Annotated in this window: 20 protein-coding genes; 7 read left to right on the top strand and 13 right to left on the bottom strand. The window is 55.9% G+C overall.

The genetic code is table 11. From position 1 onward, the window contains the following. Positions 1-47: 47 nt before the first annotated feature. From AACY49_RS03440 to AACY49_RS03395, 10 genes are all read right to left on the bottom strand, one after another. A complete protein-coding gene (locus AACY49_RS03440) occupies positions 48-2,303 on the bottom strand; it encodes a hypothetical protein (protein WP_339521620.1) in 2,256 nt (751 codons plus the stop codon). Between the two features lie 244 nt (positions 2,304-2,547). Further along, complete coding sequence (locus tag AACY49_RS03435; protein WP_339521619.1) at positions 2,548-3,024, bottom strand: phage virion morphogenesis protein; 477 nt, start codon at positions 3,022-3,024, stop codon at positions 2,548-2,550. Between the two features lie 232 nt (positions 3,025-3,256). Further along, entirely contained in the window at positions 3,257-4,102 is an 846-nt protein-coding gene (locus AACY49_RS03430; RefSeq protein ID WP_339521618.1) for a phage head morphogenesis protein, read from the bottom strand. Position 4,103: 1 nt separating this feature from the next. Continuing rightward, complete coding sequence (locus AACY49_RS03425; protein WP_339521617.1) at positions 4,104-5,552, bottom strand: DUF935 domain-containing protein; 1,449 nt, start codon at positions 5,550-5,552, stop codon at positions 4,104-4,106. Further along, positions 5,549-7,153: a hypothetical protein gene (locus AACY49_RS03420; RefSeq protein WP_339521616.1), complete on the bottom strand. Its 1,605-nt coding sequence runs from the start codon at positions 7,151-7,153 to the stop codon at positions 5,549-5,551. The genes AACY49_RS03425 and AACY49_RS03420 overlap by 4 nt, the downstream gene beginning before the upstream one ends. Then, positions 7,150-7,701, bottom strand: a complete 552-nt coding sequence (locus tag AACY49_RS03415; protein WP_339521615.1) for a phage protein Gp27 family protein — start codon at positions 7,699-7,701, stop codon at positions 7,150-7,152. The genes AACY49_RS03420 and AACY49_RS03415 overlap by 4 nt, the downstream gene beginning before the upstream one ends. Positions 7,702-7,703: 2 nt before the next feature. Beyond that, complete coding sequence (locus AACY49_RS03410) at positions 7,704-7,997, bottom strand: VpaChn25_0724 family phage protein (RefSeq protein WP_046056673.1); 294 nt, start codon at positions 7,995-7,997, stop codon at positions 7,704-7,706. Then, positions 7,994-8,299, bottom strand: a complete 306-nt coding sequence (locus AACY49_RS03405) for a hypothetical protein (RefSeq protein ID WP_030129144.1) — start codon at positions 8,297-8,299, stop codon at positions 7,994-7,996. The genes AACY49_RS03410 and AACY49_RS03405 overlap by 4 nt, the downstream gene beginning before the upstream one ends. A 25-nt stretch (positions 8,300-8,324) precedes the next feature. Next, the gene (locus AACY49_RS03400) at positions 8,325-8,543 is read right to left on the bottom strand and encodes a DUF7940 domain-containing protein (RefSeq protein ID WP_339521614.1); all 219 of its coding nucleotides are present in this window, start codon (positions 8,541-8,543) and stop codon (positions 8,325-8,327) included. Next, complete coding sequence (locus tag AACY49_RS03395) at positions 8,534-9,040, bottom strand: structural protein (protein ID WP_339521613.1); 507 nt, start codon at positions 9,038-9,040, stop codon at positions 8,534-8,536. The genes AACY49_RS03400 and AACY49_RS03395 overlap by 10 nt, the downstream gene beginning before the upstream one ends. 147 nt (positions 9,041-9,187) lie before the next feature. Between AACY49_RS03395 and AACY49_RS03390 the strand changes: the two genes are divergently transcribed. Beyond that, positions 9,188-10,624: a hypothetical protein gene (locus AACY49_RS03390; RefSeq protein WP_339521612.1), complete on the top strand. Its 1,437-nt coding sequence runs from the start codon at positions 9,188-9,190 to the stop codon at positions 10,622-10,624. 30 nt (positions 10,625-10,654) lie between these two features. Here the strand turns inward: AACY49_RS03390 and AACY49_RS03385 are convergent, their stop codons facing one another. From AACY49_RS03385 to AACY49_RS03375, 3 genes are read right to left on the bottom strand one after another with little or no spacing between them, the layout of a single operon-like run. Further along, positions 10,655-11,191, bottom strand: a complete 537-nt coding sequence (locus AACY49_RS03385) for a hypothetical protein (RefSeq protein ID WP_339521611.1) — start codon at positions 11,189-11,191, stop codon at positions 10,655-10,657. 19 nt (positions 11,192-11,210) lie between these two features. Further along, the gene (locus tag AACY49_RS03380) at positions 11,211-11,750 is read right to left on the bottom strand and encodes a hypothetical protein (RefSeq protein WP_339521610.1); all 540 of its coding nucleotides are present in this window, start codon (positions 11,748-11,750) and stop codon (positions 11,211-11,213) included. A 16-nt stretch (positions 11,751-11,766) separates the two neighbouring features. Continuing rightward, the gene (locus tag AACY49_RS03375; RefSeq protein WP_339521609.1) at positions 11,767-12,186 is read right to left on the bottom strand and encodes a helix-turn-helix domain-containing protein; all 420 of its coding nucleotides are present in this window, start codon (positions 12,184-12,186) and stop codon (positions 11,767-11,769) included. Positions 12,187-12,307: 121 nt separating this feature from the next. Between AACY49_RS03375 and AACY49_RS03370 the strand changes: the two genes are divergently transcribed. The 6 genes from AACY49_RS03370 (at position 12,308) to AACY49_RS03345 (ending at position 17,283) form a co-directional block, all read left to right on the top strand. After that, positions 12,308-12,544, top strand: coding sequence for a DNA-binding protein (locus AACY49_RS03370; protein WP_339521608.1), 237 nt, complete (start codon positions 12,308-12,310; stop codon positions 12,542-12,544). 217 nt (positions 12,545-12,761) lie between these two features. Then, on the top strand, positions 12,762-13,064 hold the full coding sequence (locus AACY49_RS03365) for a helix-turn-helix domain-containing protein (RefSeq protein WP_030129152.1): 303 nt from the start codon (positions 12,762-12,764) through the stop codon (positions 13,062-13,064). 10 nt (positions 13,065-13,074) lie between these two features. Continuing rightward, a complete protein-coding gene (locus AACY49_RS03360; RefSeq protein ID WP_339521607.1) occupies positions 13,075-14,004 on the top strand; it encodes a hypothetical protein in 930 nt (309 codons plus the stop codon). 3 nt (positions 14,005-14,007) lie between these two features. Then, positions 14,008-15,783, top strand: coding sequence for an integrase (locus AACY49_RS03355; protein WP_339521606.1), 1,776 nt, complete (start codon positions 14,008-14,010; stop codon positions 15,781-15,783). Continuing rightward, positions 15,783-16,964 (top strand): ExeA family protein, encoded by a 1,182-nt coding sequence (locus tag AACY49_RS03350; protein ID WP_339521605.1) that lies wholly within the window; start codon positions 15,783-15,785, stop codon positions 16,962-16,964. The genes AACY49_RS03355 and AACY49_RS03350 overlap by 1 nt, the downstream gene beginning before the upstream one ends. 1 nt (position 16,965) lies before the next feature. Further along, complete coding sequence (locus AACY49_RS03345; RefSeq protein ID WP_339521604.1) at positions 16,966-17,283, top strand: hypothetical protein; 318 nt, start codon at positions 16,966-16,968, stop codon at positions 17,281-17,283. Positions 17,284-17,290 lie beyond the last annotated feature (7 nt).

Here is a 17,290-nt window from a genome sequence, read left to right as displayed (position 1 = left end):
TCCAACCCTAACTAATATTACTTTAAATCATAATTAGTGGCATTGTATTACAGTATTTTCTGTTCGCCAGGGTAAAGCGGCTCATCACTAGCCAATATTTCAGCTCGTATTAGCACCTCTTTTTTACTGTAATCAATGTCTAGATATTCTAGGCGCCGCTGGATAACGTAATCGCTTCCAAGTTTAGAGAAAAACTCTTTGTGGGCTTTTGATTTGCTCCAGTTTTCTATCACTTTTCCAGCCAGTGCAGACGATACCAAAGTAAGCGTCAATGCACCAAGAACTATCAAGACTTTGATTGTAAGCGAGTCTGGTGCAAGAGCCCAATACGTTACTATGCCTGATATAATAAGACTTACCGCCAGCGCGACTCTGACTGAGAGGGCTAATCTTTTGTGGCTGTTACTCTCTGTGTCTTTAAAAAGTTTTTCCACTGCGGACTTCGCCAACTGCTTTTCTCGCTCCTCTGCATCGAGCTTTGACTGTTCCATCGCGAGTAAACTATCGCGCAATCGTGATAGCTCAATTTGATTGGCTTCATGCTGCTGGGTGGCTTCGAGCCTGTGCTGCTCAAATTGAAAATTTATTTCCTGGGATTCCGCGGCCGCTTTAGAAGTCGCTTCCCTCTCAAATTTCAAAGCTTCTTCATATTCCTCTTTTACACGGCCCGCTTCCTCTTGGCTTTCTGTTCTGAGAGTCGTTTTCCATTGTTCCTCTAGGTGCGCAAGCACCTCTTCAGCATCCTCAACATTATCCAGAGTCAATTTTTGCTCTAGCATGAATCTCGTCATATATTGAGCCGACCGCTGCGTGGTCATTATTGCTCGGAAATGCTCTGCTTGATTGTTATCAACTCCAGAAAGAAAGTTGGTGACGCTAGCCAATAACTCTTGACTTGGCTCTAAGGCAGAAGCACAGTTGGCAATTAACTTCTGACGAGCTATTTCATTTGCTGCCTGGGCGCCAAACAACACCAGCACCAAACCTGCAAGATGACGATCAGTTATAGCCGCCGGAACGTCCCACTCTTGATAGATTTTTTCTTCTCGCAGAAAGATGGCCGAACGTTTAGCTACGTTTGCGTTGTCAGTCACGAAAATATGTTGGGATTTGTGAAAATCGCTGGTTTTCGCTATATTCCCCGCCCGAAGCCGCACTACGCCAGCGATTGCTGAAGCGTCACGATCACGTGCATGTACTGCGTAACTTCCAAGCCTACTAAGTAGGTCACTCTGTTGAGCTTGCGAGAAATACGCCTCGGGAGTTGTAGGCGTCTTTATAATAGTGATGTTTTTTCTTCTTATCGTAGAATCAAGATTGGCTAGAACTGATTCTACATAAGATCTGAAGCTTGCTTGCCGGAGTCTACGAAAAGTTGCGCGATGGCCATTTCCGAGTGCAGCCTGTTTAAGAGCAGCACGAAGATTGTCAGCGATTTCCTCTACATGGTGATTGAATATGCACAGTATCGCCCCTTTTTCCAAGAGTTTCTGAAGGAGCAGGTTGACATAAGTAAACGCTTGCGGCTCACTCAGATCCAAGTAAGACATGACCAAAGGGCCATCCAAGTAAAACTTCATGCCTTTAAGTGACGTGGTTGTGTTTGGCTCTCTCAGATTGAGTATGTACTCCGCCGCGATGGCCCCGCTCGCAATTCTTATAAGGCAAGAAAATAGCGGACTACTTTCTTCTTTTAATTTAATAATGAAGGTCGCACACAATAGCCGCAGCCGATCCATGCGTTGAGTTTCTTGCGGTGTCGGAACATGTAGCTTACTGCCGCCTCTATTCAGTGTAAGTATTGGCCTTGCATCCGAGCGTTCAGGTATAGATACGCCCGGCTTTAGTAAGGAGGTATGAAAATCCAAGGATACTAATTGATTGAGAAATATTGTCTCCAGTTCTTGTTCGTCGACGGTCTCATCCGCTGGAATAAGGGGCGTACAGTATGCTGTAAACTCGTTGACTAAGGCGCGTATTTCACCTTCTACAGACTTCACATTTTCGAATTTTTCGGCTGGTGCATAGAAGTGGCGAACCACCCCATTACCTATATCAGATGAAATTAAAACTCCAGCACTTACAAGATTAGGAATGAGTTCCTCTGAAACCCAAGGGTGAATTTCAATTCCATAAAGCGCTGTAAGCTTTTCACAGAGTTCTTTCGCATCGAACTGTTTTCCGGCATTTTCCTGAGCTATTGGGGACACGATTGGCACGAGTCCGCTCAGAATGTCGTTTTGATCACCAGTTTGAGCAAGATAGGCGTATGCGAGTAGTGGACGGTCGTGATCTACCTTCATCTGCAACCCCTCCTTAAAAAAAACAGTTCCCATTGAAGCTTCCCTGTGTATTTATTTGTGTCAGTGAAACAAAAGTAGCGCATTGACATCAGCAGCGTCCAATTCCTAGGGAAAAATCGGGAGTAGTTAGACAGACCGTCCTTTCAAATTCATTCCCGCTAGCGCTTGAACTGAAGTGTTCAGGACGTTTTTCTACGCTACAGACCCCACGCGCTGTTCATCGCCCTCTCATTCGCTACTTCATTCATTTGCGAGAAGCCCTTTCAAGATGATTGAGTGCCGATGCCAGGATGGCTTCTTCCGCTTGCGGTTGCAGATTGCCTTCGCTGTCCATGGGCAGATATGGCCGACCCGGTATGTCGCCCCATAAGTGCGGAAAATCTGCCTGCTCCCCACCAAATTGCATCATGGCTGCATACGGTTTGTTACTGCCGATCATGGCGGAGCTTTCGGTCGCATGGGTGGTGATGGAAGCCGCTAGGCCGGCGGCGCTGACTTGCAGGATCTGGCCGGGCCAGTGGCCGTGTTTGGCGCGGCGCTCGGTGGTGGTGTCGGAGAGTTCGGGCCATTGGGGGCGGCCTTCTTGGTCGAAGTTTTCTTCGGTTTGGCTGGCGAGTTCGGCGGCTATGCCGTGCATGAGTAGTGTGAGGTCGCCGATGGCCGATTCCACTTTGCTTAGGGCTTGTTGTATGCGTTGGTGTTCTAGTTCGAGGGTGAACATGGTGGGTCTTCCGTTCTGGGTTGGGGCTGCTGTGCAGCCCAGCGGGAGCAAGCTTCCTCGCCACAGGTTTGTGTGTTTGAAGCTGGGATGTTTGGCGAATTTCTGGGCCGCCTGGATCAAAAGATCGCAGGCTTCGCCAGCTCCTACTGGGGGCGGGTTTCGGCCTGTCTGGTTGGTGTTGGCTGGGCCACCGTTATCGCGAGCAGGCTCGCTCCCACAGGGATGGCGGTGTTTATCCGGTATGGCGTTGGGCAGCGACCTCTTTGTGTTTCAGGGCTTGGGCCAAGCTGGTGCCGGGGGCGTGGTTGAAGCCGGGGGCGGTGCGGAATGTGAAGGTGCGGCCTTGGGCGTCGATGGTGCGTAGGCCGGTGATGGTGGCCGTTTTGATTTCCCCGGTTCGTTTGTCGGTGCCGGTCTCGACCGTTTCGGTGAAGGTTTTTCCCTGGCTGGAGACGACGGTGAGCCCGCGGCGTTTGACGGCGGCTTCGCTCAGGGCGATGACGCGGCAGCGGCAGTTGAAGCCGTTGGGCGGGAAGATGGTTGACCAGATGGCGTCGTCGTGACGGAAGACCTGGCCGTGCATGGCCCGGTGGCTGCTGCGGGTTTTGCCGTCGAGGATGGCGATGTACATCCAGTATGGGTGGGTCTCGGTGGTCTGCTCCATGCTGGCTTTGCGGCCGGCCATGTAGGCGCTTTGCAGGTTGGTCTGGTAGATGGTTTTTAGGCGACGGGGGCTACCGAGTTGGACCAGCTCGCCAGTACCTTGGCTGTCGACGATGACTTGTTTGCCCCACCAGCCTTGGGCTTGCAAGACTGGTTGCAGGTTGGCGGTGAATTGCTTGAGGGTTTGGCCCTGTTGTAGGGCCGTTTCCAACGCGGCGCGGATGTCGGACAGCAGGTCCAGGCGCATGGCTTTGGCGACGGTGAAAGCTTGGTCATGAGCCTGGTCGAGCATGTCTTGCCAGTGCCAGGTGATGGCGTAGCCCTTTTGTTTTAGGTAGGCGATGGCGTTGGTCGGTTCGAGGCCGAAGATGGCTTTGAGGTCTGCCGGGTTGAGGCGTTTCGCGGGAGTGGCCATGTCAGTCTTCCCGATCGGCGCTGGCGCTGAGGCGGCCCCAGGTGTCGGCTATGAACAGGAGATTGGCGAGCGGTTGTTCGGGTGCCTGGTCTTCGTGCTGTGGCGAGGCTTCGGCTAACACCGCGTTGAGGGTTTGTTCGCTGTGTTGTTGGAGTACTTCGGCGGGCAGGCTGTTGATGGCTTGGTCGAGTGCGAGTTGATCCAGTCGCGGCCGTAGGGTTGGTTCGGCAAATTCGGGTGAGTCGGTGGCGGCTGGTGGTGGTTGCAGGTCGCCGTCTTGCAGGTTGTAGGTGCGCTGCCAGTAGGCGTTGGTGAATTTAACGCCGGAGTCGGTCAGGGCTTTGTCGCGTTGGGCCAGGCTTTTGTCGATTTCTTCTTGTTGCCACAGCGCATACAGCGGTGCGACGACGTCTGCGCCGAAGTTGATGTCGACGACTTGGCGGATGCAGGCATTTAACGCGGTGGCGACGATGGCAGCGTCGCCATCGCGGATGTCTTTGGTGACTTCGGCGCCGGCGGTGGCGCTGGCGTGGTTGCTGTCTTTTTCGGTGGTCTGGTTTTGCCCGAGCATGGCGACGTTGATTTCGCTGCGGCAGTACTCCAGCAATTGGCGGTAGACCTCGGCGCTGCCGGCTTTACCGGCGGCTTCGATGATTTGCACGCTGGCATCATCCGGAATGGCCGCGACGGCGTCTTGGACCATGGCTTCGAGGCTGTTGAGCAGCAATTCTGTTTCGTCGTCGGTGGCGCCGCGGGGGTGTTTTCCGATGACCCAGGGGCTGCCGTATTTTTCCGTGAACTGGACCCAGAACTTCAGCCCGCCTTTCATGAAGGTGGCTGGCCAGAAGCACATGCTGAGGTCCGGGAAACCGTAGGGGTTGGCGTAGGTGGCGTCTTGGCGAGCGACGATGAAGCGTCGCGGGTCGCACAGCTCGCCGTCTTGGCCTGCGTCTTTGGCGCGAAAGCGCAGTGTGTTGTCTTTGTCGTAGAAGAACCATTCGGCCGGTTTGCCGAGTAGATCTTGTGGCACTTGGTGCAGGCCCAGCGGTTGCCACATGAGTTCGACGGGTTGGTAGCCGAACAACGGTGCGTCGAGCAGTTCGCGGATGATGCGGTCCAGGTCGAGGTCGGTGAGCCAGTCGGTGATGAAGCGCTCGACATTCGGCGGCGCCTCGCCGCGTTTTAGGCCGCGTTCCAGGGACAGTACAGCGGCCTTGCGGCGGCGGATGTTGCCGCCGACCAAGGCGGAACTGCGCAGGTCGCGGTAGACGGTGATGTCTTTGCCTTGGGCTTTGAGGATGGGGTCTGGGTTGGGCAGATTAGCGCCGCTGAGGCCGCCTGTTTCTGTGCGGCCACGGGTGGCGATGTGGTGGTTGAGCCTGGTGCTGCGTTTGGCTTCGGCGAAGCTTAAGAATTCGGTGGGGCTGACCCACAGGCCGGTGGTGTTCATGCGTACCCCTGAGTGATGCGTTGGCCCTGGCGTGGGCGGCGGGATTTGACGTTGACGGGACCGCTGGCGACTTCGAGCGTGGCGAAGTTGGCCAAGGCGCCTGCGCCAGCGAAGTCGCCGTGGCGGTAGAGGTCGGGGTCTTTGAGGTCTTGTTTGCGGGCTTTGACGATCATGGGGATGCCGTCCACGGTTTCGATGGCCCGGATGTCTTGGTGCAGGGAGTCGTCTTTGGGCAACGTGAGGGTGGCGTCTTCGAACAGTTGCACGAACTTGGGCATCCAGGCGCCGTACCAGGTACGGGTGATTTTCACTTGTTGGATGCGGTTGTGGCCGAACTCGTCGGCGGTGTCTTCGGCGAGTGTTTCGCCGCTGCCGGTGGCATCCAGTGCAGCGCCGACGAAGCGCGGCAGTCGGCGCAGGATGTAGAACAGGATCTGCTGTTGTTGCCGGGTGGGCACTTTGTGCATCTCGACCACGAACGGCACATCGCGGTGCCGCGCCTGGTCGACGGACATGGGGCAGATGATGGAGAAGTCCCGGTGACGGGCGTAGTCCATGCCGAGGAAGTGGCGTCGTTCGGCATTAAGCGGCTGTAGCAATGACGCCAGGTAGCGCTCGATCCAGTCGTTGACGTAGGCCTCGCGCCGGTAGACCGGCTGTTGGGTGAAGTCGTCGTCCAGTGCCAGGCGCAGGACGGTGCGACCGGGGCGCATGGCTTCATCAATCCAGACGCCGGGAATGCACACACCGTTGCCGTCGCGGGGGATGGCGTCAAGTTCTTCGCGCATCTGTGCCTTGCGCGGGCCGTAGGCGTTACGGATTTGTTTGTACCAGGCTTCCTTACCTTCTGGCGTGGCGACCTTGCCGGCCATGAAGCACACCCGCTCGAACAAGCCGTTGGCCACGGCGTCGTCGAAGGTGGCGCGGAAGACCTGGGCGCTGCTGCCGTAGCGCTGGTCGCGGATGTCGCTGACCATTTGGTTGAACGCGTTGGCCTTGCCGTTGTGGGTGCTGATGATGACGATGCGGCCGCCCCAGATGAGCAGCGCGGTGGCGGCGTCGAGCACGGCGGAGACGTCGCGGTGAAAGGCGGCCTCGTCGATGATGACTTTGCCTTGTAGGCCGCGCACGCCCGCCGGGTTGCTGGAGAGCGCGACGATTTTGAAGCCCGAGGCGTAGCGGATGCGGTAGGCGTTGATGTGGCGGGTGTTGCCGGCGTCATCTTGATCTTGGAAGAGGAACTCTTCGATTTGGCTGACGCCCGAGGCTTGGGCTTCGGCGATCACGCGACTGAACTTGGCGCAGTAGCCGATGAATTCCAGGCCCTTTTCTTTGGTGTCGCCAATGTAGAAGCAGTCCATACCGCCAGCGATTTTTTGCGAGGCGGCGGTGATGACCGAGTCCAGTGCTTCGGCGAAGGTGATGCCGGTGCGGCGTCCTTTTTCACAGAGTTTGATGTGCGCGTCGATGGCCAGCCAGTCGGACTGGTGGGCCATGAGGATGCCTTCGAGCAACGGGTTGTAGCCTTCGGGGATCTGGCGGACGCTGGGTGGAAGTTCGTCCCATTCGATGACGCGCAGTGTGCTGGCGGACGGTTTCATGGTTTGACGCCGAGGAATTTTTGTCGCCAGAACAGGGCCTGGTCTTCGGTCATGCCTTGGGCTTTGACGGCGTTGTCGAGTTCGGCGGCTTGCTCTTGGAGCAGGCGTTCGCGGGTGGCCTTTTCGATGGCCTGGCGCTCTTTGACGCTGAGGGTTCGCGCTTCCATGGTGGCTTTGGCGGCGCGGGCCAGGGCGGAGACTTCGGCGATGGTGACGTCGTCTTTTTCGTGGGCGCCCATGGCGGCCTGGTAGGTCAGGGTTGAGATGGCTTCGACCAGTAACGCGCCGGTTTTGTCTGAGGCGTCTTCGCCAAAGGCGCCGACGAAGGCTTCGGCCATTTCGCGTTGTTGACGGGCCTTGTCGATGAGTTCGTCGAAGCCGACTTTGAAGCGACCCAGGGCGCTGCGGCTGGGGGCTTTTTCGTTGGGGAAGCGTGCCTGGATGTCGGCGAGCATGTCGTCGAGGGTCAGGCGGTCTTCGCGCAATAGCTTCTGGATGTAGGCCTTGACCGTGGGCGGTAGGCGGTTGATGGAGGATTTGCCGGCCATGGTCAGGCCCCCGGCCGTTTGATGCCGGGCACGCGGGCACGGCCAGCAGCGATGTCTTGGCCGCGTTCGGTGAGGGTGGCGACCAGCACGGGGCCTACGTCGGCGAGGGTCATGGCGCCTTGTTCGGCGAGCCAGTGCAGTTCGGTTTTGACTTGGTCGCGGCTGGCGGTGTGGCCGAAGTTGTCGAGGGCGGTGTTGAGGACTGAGCTGTTGGCGCGGTAGCCGGGCATTTCGACCAGCAGCCGCAGGATGACCAGGCGCATGTCTTGGCGCAGGAAGTCGGCGTAGTGGGTCATGTTTTTTCTCGCAGCAGGTAGTCGTTGATGCGGTCGAGCGATCGGGCTAAAGGGCCGAGGGCGTCTTTGACCCCGGACAGTTCGGCGCGCACGGCTTTCATGTCGCCCAACAGGTCGGTGACGGCGGTTGGGTCTGGCAAGTGCCGGATGTGCTCTTCGAGGGCGACGATGCGGGTGCGCAGTTCGAGCAGTTCCTGGGCGCTGGCGGCTTGGCGTTTGGTCATGAAGGTGTAGAAGCCCAGTACCGTGAGGATCAGCCACTGCACGGTCTGGAAGCCGAAGTTGAGGTCGTTCAGGTTCATTCAACACCGCCTGTGGGTTTGCGGTTTAGCGCAGGGCTGGTTGGTCGGGGCCTTGTTTGATCAGGCGTGCGACGAACAGGAGGATGGCCAGTGCGCTGTTGAGGGCGGCGTAGGCTTTGGGTGATAGCTGGGGTTGCCAGAGGGGCAATAGTTCCAGTTGGGCGAGCCCGGCCAGGGCGATGACCAAGCCTATCTGGAGGCTGTAGAGCCTGTAGCTGCGGCGCCAGTTGTTGATCAGTGGCATGCGGGCGCCTCCAGCGATTGGCCGTGGCTGATACCTCGCTCGATGCCCGCCAGTGACAGGCCTTCGGCGATGACGGTGTCGCCGTACCAGCGGCCTCCTGGCAACGGGCCCGCGCCGTTTTCGTGGCGGATGATGACGGTGACCAGCGCGCGCATGATGTTGAAGTCGTAGACGTCGACGCTTTCCACGTCGGGGTCCAGACCCAGGGCGCGGGCCACGCTGATGACGTAGGCGTCGGTGTTGTTTTCGGTGGGCGGTGCCCAGCGTTCGACGATTTCGCGCACGGTGTCGATGCGGCTGCCGTTGGCGGCGAGGCGTTTGTCTTGGTAGGTGATGAGGACCCGGGCCATGGCGCGGATGCCCCAGCGTGGGTTTAGGTATTGGACGAATTGGTTGTCTTGCTGGGTGGCGGCCATGCCTTGCCAGCGGACGCCGTTGGTGTGGCGGATGTTGCCGGGGTTGTAGTTGCGGATGCCGCGGGGTTGTTCGGGTCGCATGGGGGACGCCTCCGGTCGTGGCGCCTCGGGATGTGAGGCGCTGGAAATGCACACGCCGCTATGGTGGGCGGCGTGGGCTGGAGGGGCTTTTAATCTGGTTTAAGGAGGTGACAATGCGGGAAAACTGGTCAAATTTTGGAGTGCTTAATGGACGCATTGCTCTCTTTGCCTATAATGATTAAACAAAGCACATACAAGGAAAGTTATATGAGCGATGAGATTAAAATAAATAAGATTGACCAAAAAAGATTCACCGCCCTAGTGGGGCCATCCCGAACACCTTACGCAGCTTTCGTTAGCAAGGAAGTCGATTGGTACTGCAATAAGGATGAATCAGTCCTTGGAGTGATACTACTCGATTTCGACGATGAGTACGGGTGGGTTACAATGGGGCGTGATGAAATTGGACGATATAGAGGCTTTGATGTTGGATCTTGCATAGAAAACCAAGAAGAAGCTGCAAAGCAATTGCTCGGCAAAATGCAAGAGATTACGAGAACCGGACAAAGTGTCTTTCCTCAAGGTGACAAAGGTAAGGCGCTGGATCTTTTCAATATCATTGTAACTGAAGAAAAGCTTCATCCGTTCTTTAAGCGGCTGTGCGAGGAGCCTTCTTTCTCCTCCGCCAAAGGTATTATCGGAGAGATGATGCCTCACTACACGGACATTGATGGTAATTTTGTAGACCAATTCCAATCTGCAGGATTTGACGCCCGTTTATGGGAGTTGTACCTGAATGCGTATTTTATCGAAGAAGATTTTGAATTCGACAGATCACATTACGCCCCGGACTTCAATTTAAATAAATATGGGCAAAAAATTTGCATTGAAGCCACAATTGTAGGCAGGCAAAAACCAATGACCGAGGATGAAGCTCGTGTCTTTGGTGAACCGTTGACCAAAGAGCAAATTTTAGAAAAAGCCTTGGATGAAATGCCTATAAGATTTGGAAGCCCACTTTATACCAAACTTAAAAAAGAGTATTGGAAGCATAAACATGTTGAGGGTAATCCTCTTGTGATAGCTATTGCAGACTTTCACGACAAACAGTCGATGTTATGGAGTTCAACGTCGTTGCCAAATTATTTGTACGGAGTACGGCATGACTCGCACTTTGATGAGAGTGGAAAGCTAGTCATCGACCCCATTGTCATTGAGAGACATAAGCACGAAAAAAAGGAGATACCCTCCGGTTATTTCTTTCAGAAGGACGCTGAAAATATCAGTGCGGTCATATTCTCTAATAGCGGCACAATATCCAAATTCAACAGGATGGGGAAACAGGCCGGTTTCGGTGCTAGTAATGTAATATTGATCCGAACCGGGTTTCATCATGACCATGATGAAAATGCTGCCTTGCCGAAAACTTTTAGCCATCGGGTGACCGGTGAGTCGAATGAGAGCTGGGGCGAAGGAATGTCGATGTTTCATAACCCGAATGCTTTGCATCCAGTTCACGCTGGCTTGTTCCCCTCTATTGCTCACCACTATTTTCGGGATGGGCAGATAGTTAGCTATCTTCCTGATTTCTACCCGTACTCATCAACTACAAACATCATAAATGTAGTTGATGATAAAAAATGAAGTATGGGGTGGTGGGCTAATACCGACCACTTACGAGGGGGCTGCGTTTTTCAGGCATTCGATGTGGTTAATTTTGTATGCATCTAGGCTGCTCTGTATTGCGCCGGGAATGGACTCGGTGCCCCCTTGTCGGGCAGCGCTCACTTGGGCCTGCCACCAGCTGTTGGCGAAGATGCCCGCTGAGCTGCAGCGGCCTAGCGGTTCGAAGACGGAACGGCCGAATTGTGCTTGTCCGGTTTCAAGCAATGCTTTGAATACTTGGCTGTGATCGCCCAGTTCAGGGAAGGTGTTGGCTTTAAGGATGGGCATGCCTTGAGCCATGGCTTCGTCGAGTTGTGAGAGGTACAGGGTCGCATCAATCAATGCTTGGGCGCTGGCGAAGGTGTGAATGGCCGCTGGGGGTGGTGCTTCGGCGATTACGTTGGTGGGCGGCTCAGCTGGCGGGGTCTGACTCGGTGTTAACCAGTACCACAGGATGGCGGCAATGACCGCCCAACCAGCCAGCAACCCGATTTTTTCGGCGGGGTGTTTTTCTTTCCAGGGTGTGTTGTTTTTCTTTTGGTTCATACGGCTTCCTTTTGTTTTTTTAGTCGTCCATGACTACATCAAGGTGACGGTTACGCAACCGTCTGGCGGCTTGTTCATTGGGTGTTGTCATGATGACAAAGGCCAATAAACCAAACACGCCTGTGAGGGCAATGGCCCAGGGTTTTATGCGTTCAGGCAAATAGTCTGTGATGAAAAAGCTGAGTAACGCTACGCCCGTGCAGACGGTAAAGAGCTTCAGCATTTGATGGGTGGCTTTTTCCTTGCGAGCCCTTTCTTTTTCGTTGGCCGCGACGTCGTCGTGGTGGTGCAGGTTGTAATCACAGTGCATGCACAGTTGTGTGTAGCGCCAGGTGCAGTTGCCGCACTGCGGGCAGCCTCTGGCGCGGTTGCTGTCTTCTGGCGGCGGTTGTTTGGCCGTTTTTATGTCAAAGGTCTGGTGCCCGAGGTTGATGTGCCCTCGATTGCCTTTGATGTTTACGGTGAATGCGTGATCTTTTCCATCCTTGGGGAGGTTTTCGATTTCCCCTGAAAGCCTGGCTGACAATTTTTTTACCAGGTCTTCTTCCTCGCTTGGCATACAACTCCTTTGCTATTTAGCGATTTACTACCAACTTCAATATTCGCTCAACGCGTGGTTCATCAAACCCTTGATCTTCACCCAGCGCGTTGTAGACCTCTGCGGCCACTTCGGCCAATTTTTTGGCCGGCCAGCGCCGACCGGCTTGTTTGGCAGCCGCCTCTAGCATTTCGATGATTCGGCCGAGCTTTTCGCTGTCTATGGGGGCCCATGTCGCGGCTGGCGGCGGGACGGCGATTCTTTGCCCGGTGATGATGAAGTACATGTCGGCGCCGGCTTTGGCGATGGCGGCCATGTAGTTCGCGTCGGGCACGCGTTCTTCTGCTTCGTAGAGCATCTGCGTTTTCTTTGTCACGCCGGCCAGTGCCGCGAAGTCGGTCTGGTTCAGGCCAAGTCGTGTGCGTTCTGCGCGCAGTCGTTCACAAAAAGAAACCATTCGGTTACCAATAATTCTTTTAAAAGGAACCGATTGGTTCCATCATGAGTTCACACCGTCCGACCACGAACGGCAATTTAATCGGCACCCTAATGGCGCCGGCAGCCCCCGGAGTGACCCCATGGAGCTACGTACAGCAGACCAGGCCCGAGCTGAGCTCAAGGCCAAAGGTATTTCGATTACCCAGTGGGCAATCGCTAATCGTTTTTCGCCCAACCTGGTGTTTGAGGTGTTGGGTGGGCGCAAGAAATGTGTGCGGGGCCAGGCCCACGAGATCGCGATCAAGTTGGGTATTAAGGCCGGCGAAATTTGTACCAACCCGGCGACGGCTCTTGAGCTCAACCGTTTTGTGGCGTGAGGCTCACGATGAAAAATCATATCGGTTATTTGGAATCTACCGCTTTAAAACACCCGCTGTGTGCGTGCGCGGGGCAAAAAAAGAAACTTCCTACAAAAAACACACGATTCCACACCGTTTTCGGTGTTTTCAGTTCATGTCACACCAGATCGTTACTTAATGCCATTGGTATTGAGGCTGTCAATTTACCTGAATTGTTTAGGCCGAGGGCGAGGTTATGAATCGTCCGGTGTCGGCGGCTGCGCGGGTTTTACGTGTGTTGAAGGCGTTAAAGGGGCACACGGTGACGGGGTTGAGTAATACGGAGCTGGCTTTTCTGACGCAGGACAGCCCGAGCAATATCACGCGGGCCATGCAAACGCTGATTGAGGAGGGTTTGGCGTTGAAGCTGGATAACGGCCGCTTTGCTCACTCGGTGGGTGTGTTGCAGATCGCGCAGGCGCATGCCGAGCACATGGCGCGTTTGACGGGACGCATGCAGGAAATCAATCAGCGTATTGCCGCTGGGTCCAGGGTTTAAGGAGTGATGTATGGCACGGAGCAAGAGCAATCCCGTTGAGGCATTGGCGTTGCCTGTTTTGGATGGGGCGATGTTGTCGGCGGATCAGAATGCGATGGCGGCGTTTCATGCCTCGCACAGTGATGAGCGGGACATGGTGAATCAGTTGTTGGGCCAGGCGCAGATGGCGGGTGCGCTGGAGGAGTTTTCCCGCACGGTGCGGACTTCGAAGTTGGCGTTTGTTAAGGAGAACAAGCTGTATCGGGGGATTGCCGGGCGTAAAAGTCCGCACGGTGCGGGGGTGTTGAGCGGTACGTGGGATGAGTTTTGTGGGTTGCTGGGGCGTTCAGTTGATCAGGTGGATCGGGATATTGCGAACTTGCGGGCCTTTGGCGAGGAGGCGCTGGAGTCGATGTCGCGTATGGGGATTGGTTACCGCGAGTTGGGCCAGTATCGCCGTTTGCCGCAGGACCAGCAGGCGGCGCTGATTGAGGTGGCTAAAGCCGGTGATAAGGAGGCGTTTGTTGATCTTGCCGAGGAGATTATTGCTAAGCACGCGAAGGAGAAGGAAGCGTTAGGCCGGCGCCTTGATGAGTCGAATGCTGATTACACCGCGCAAAGCGAGGTGATGGCGAAGAAGACCGGTGAGTTGGATAAGGCCCGCAGGGAGCTGGAGACAACTCGCAAGCGCATTCAGGCAATGCCGGCGGATGAAGCGGCGAAGGCTTTACGCGGGGAAGTGACGGCGATTGCTTATGAGGCGGAGGCCAGTGTGTTGGGGCCGCTGCGCGAGGGATTCGCCAAGCTTGAAACGTTGGCGGCTGGCGGTGAGGACCACCGTGCTTTTAAGGCCGGTTTGATTCGGCAGTTGGAAATCACACTGGGGTCGGTTCGCAGTGAGTTCAATTTGCTTGATCCGGTGGATGGCGCCGCGGTCTGGCTGATGCCTGCGGAGGGCTGATCGATGAATCCGGTACACATTGAGCAGTTGATGCAGATAGCACGGAGCGCTGATGCGGCGGTGCATGGTGAACGTACTGCCATTTATCAGGCTGGAGCGATGGCGCTGGGGGTGTCTATTTCGACCCTGCAACGCCAGTTGAAGGCGGTGCGCTTGGCTAAGCCGCGTAAGCGTCGCAGTGATGCGGGTTGCAGCGCTTTGCCGCTTGAGGAGGCGCGGTTGATTTCGGCGGTGTTGTTGGAGTCGATCCGGGCCAACAATAAGCAGCTGTCGACGATCATGCGGGCCGTTGAGCGCTTGCGCAGTAATAACCTGGTGAAGGCTGCCCGGTTAGATGAGGAAACGGGTGAGTTTCGACCTTTGAGCCGTAGCGCAATCAGCCGGGCGTTGCGCGGTTATAAGTTGCACCCCGAACAGTTGCTGCAAGACGCTCCGGCGGTGTCGTTGGCGAGTCAGCATCCCAATCATGTTTGGCAGATCGATGCGTCGATTTCGACGCAGTTTTACTTGGCCGATGACGGCGCCCGGGTGATGAATAAGGCCGAGTTTTACGACGGTAAGCCCGCCAATCTGAAGAAGATCGAGCGCCAGCGGCTGTGGCGTTATGTGATCACGGACCACACGAGCGGCACGCTGTATGTGGAGTATGTGTTGGGGGCGGAGTCGGCCGAGAATCTGTGCAGTGTGTTGATTAATGCGATGCAGAAGCGCTGTGAGTCCGACCCGTTTCATGGGGTGCCTTGGGTGTTGATGACGGACCCGGGGGCGGCGATGACCAGTGGCATTTTCCGTAACCTGTGCCGTGTGCTGTCGATTGATTTGATGATTAATCGGGTCGGTAATGCGCGGGCCAAGGGTCAGGTCGAGCAGGCGCATAACCTTGTTGAGCGGGAGTTTGAAAGCGCTCTGAAGTTTCAGGCGGCGAATAGTCTGGCGCAGATTAATGCGTGGGCCGGTCAGTGGATGCGGTATTTCAATGCGACGTCGATTCATACCCGCACGCGGCGCACCCGGTATGGCGTTTGGCAGTTGATTAAGCAGGAGCAGTTGCGTCTGGCACCGAGTGTTGAGGTGTGTCGTGAGCTGGCGGTGAGTACGCCGGAAAACCGCAAGGTGAGCAATTTGCTGCGGGTTTCGTTCCGGGGCTCGCCGTTTGATGTGAGTTCGGTGCCGGGGGTGATGGTGGGTGAGCAGCTGCTGATCACTCGCAATTGTTGGCGGGATAAGGATTCGGCGATTGCGGTGCTGGTGGGCGATGACGGGCGTGAGCGGTATCACGTGATTGAGCGCATTGGGGTGGATGCGTTTGGGTTTGCCGAGACGGCCGCGATGATCGGTGAGCAGTATAAACGCCACGCTGAAACGCCGGCCCAGGTGTCGCGCAAGGTGCTGGAGCACATGGCGACCGGCACGACGAATCAGGCCGATGCGCAGGCGGCCCGCAAGGCGAAGGCCGTACCGTTCGGTGGGCTGATTGATCCACATAAACATGTCAATGACACGGTGCTGCCGGCTTTTCTGCCTCGGCGTGGCACTGCCCTGGATGTTAATGCGCCTTCTGTTGAGTGTGTGCCTTTGAGTCATGTTGAGGCTGCGAAGTGGTTGCGCCCGCGCCTTGGCCATCTTTGGACGGCGCAGACGTTTGGCTGGTTGCAGCAACGTTTCCCGGAGGGTGTTCTTGAGGAGCAGCTGGAGGCCATTGAGGCTGAGCTGAGTCGACCCGTTGAGGTCCTGCGTACACCGTTCAGCCTGGTACGGGCTGCGGTTGGAGATGAGTGATGTTGAAGCTGAAGAAGGTTTTGCAGGCGGTGGGTCAGCCTCAATCGGCGTTGGCCAGGTCGCTTCGCTTGAGTGGTGCAACGGTTGCGCAGTTGGTGAATCACGGGCTCTGGCCGCGCAGTTTGGACAGTGACGAGTTACAGGGGCGTATTCGGGGGTTTTTGATTGAGTCAGGAGCCAATGACGCCGCTGTCGCCGATGCGTTTGATGAGGTGGACCCGCCGTGCGCTAACACGGCAGGTCCGGCCCTTTTGAAAGAGCCGTCCGGGGAGGACGAATTGATGTTACTGCCAAAGCAGACGTTACAGCCAATGACTCGTAAAGCTTTTGGTTTGTTTCGAGAGCCGTTTGATGAGTTGCAGTGTGCTCAGGATATGTGGGTGAGCCCGGATATTCGGTATGTGCGTGAGGTGATGTATCAGACGGCGCGCCATGGTGGGTTTCTGGCGGTTGAGGGGGAATCGGGGGCTGGTAAGAGTACGCTTCGTCGGGATTTGGTGAACCGTCTTGCGGAGAACAATGAGCCGGTGATTGTCATGGAGCCTTATGTGTTGGCGTCGGAGGATAACGACGCCAAGGGTAAGTCGCTGAAGAGTACGCATATCGCTGAGTCGATGATGGCTGCGGTCGCGCCGTTGGCTAAGCCTAAGAGCAGTCCTGAGGCGCGCTTCGCTCAGTTGCATAAGGCGTTGAAGGAGTCGCATGCCGCGGGGTATCGCCATTGTCTGGTGATTGAGGAGGCGCACAGTTTGCCGATTCCGACGCTCAAGCATTTGAAGCGGATTTTGGAGTTGGAGATTGGGTTCACCAAGTTGGTCAGCATCATCATGATCGGCCAGCCCGAGCTGGGGGTGAAGTTGAGTGAGCGTAATGCGGATGTACGTGAGGTGGTGCAGCGGTGTGAGCGGGTCACGCTGACGCCGATTGAAAACTCGAAGCTGGTGGAGTTTTTGACGTTCCGCTTCGATCGCGCGGGCAAGGCGTTGGGGGATGTGATGGATGAAGGTGCCATTCAGGCGATTGCGGCGCGGTTGTCTCAGCCGCAACGTCATGGCGGGCGGGATGTGACTGTGTCGCTGCTTTATCCACTGGCGATCGGCAATCTAGTGATCGCAGCGATGAATTTGGCGGTTCAGCTGGGTGTGCCGAAGGTTACCGCTGATGTGGTGCGGGGGGTGTGATATGGATGCTTTGAATCTGGCTGATGCGCCACTGGTTGAGCCGTTGAGCATTTTGACTGAGGCGTTTCCGGCGAGGCTTTCGGCTTTTAATGAGTTGACTCGGGAAATGCGTGGGGTCGGTATCGCGATTCAGCACTTTGTGTTTCTGGATAACAGGATTTTTATTGAGCCGGACTGCGTTGAGCTGTTTATGCGCCGGTTTGGGGATCAACTTCAGCGAATCCGCTATGTGCCTTCGGGGAAATTTACCTGCAATAGCGTGGAGGTTCGAGGGGTTGATGTGGCCTGGTTGTCGCTGGTGAAGGAGCAGGATAAATGAGCCTGGC

The organism is Pseudomonas sp. EL_65y_Pfl2_R96 (genome assembly GCF_963970905.1).
Classification (GTDB): domain Bacteria; phylum Pseudomonadota; class Gammaproteobacteria; order Pseudomonadales; family Pseudomonadaceae; genus Aquipseudomonas.
Note: the sequence above shows the minus strand (reverse complement) of the source record. Positions and strands in the feature narration are given on the sequence as shown.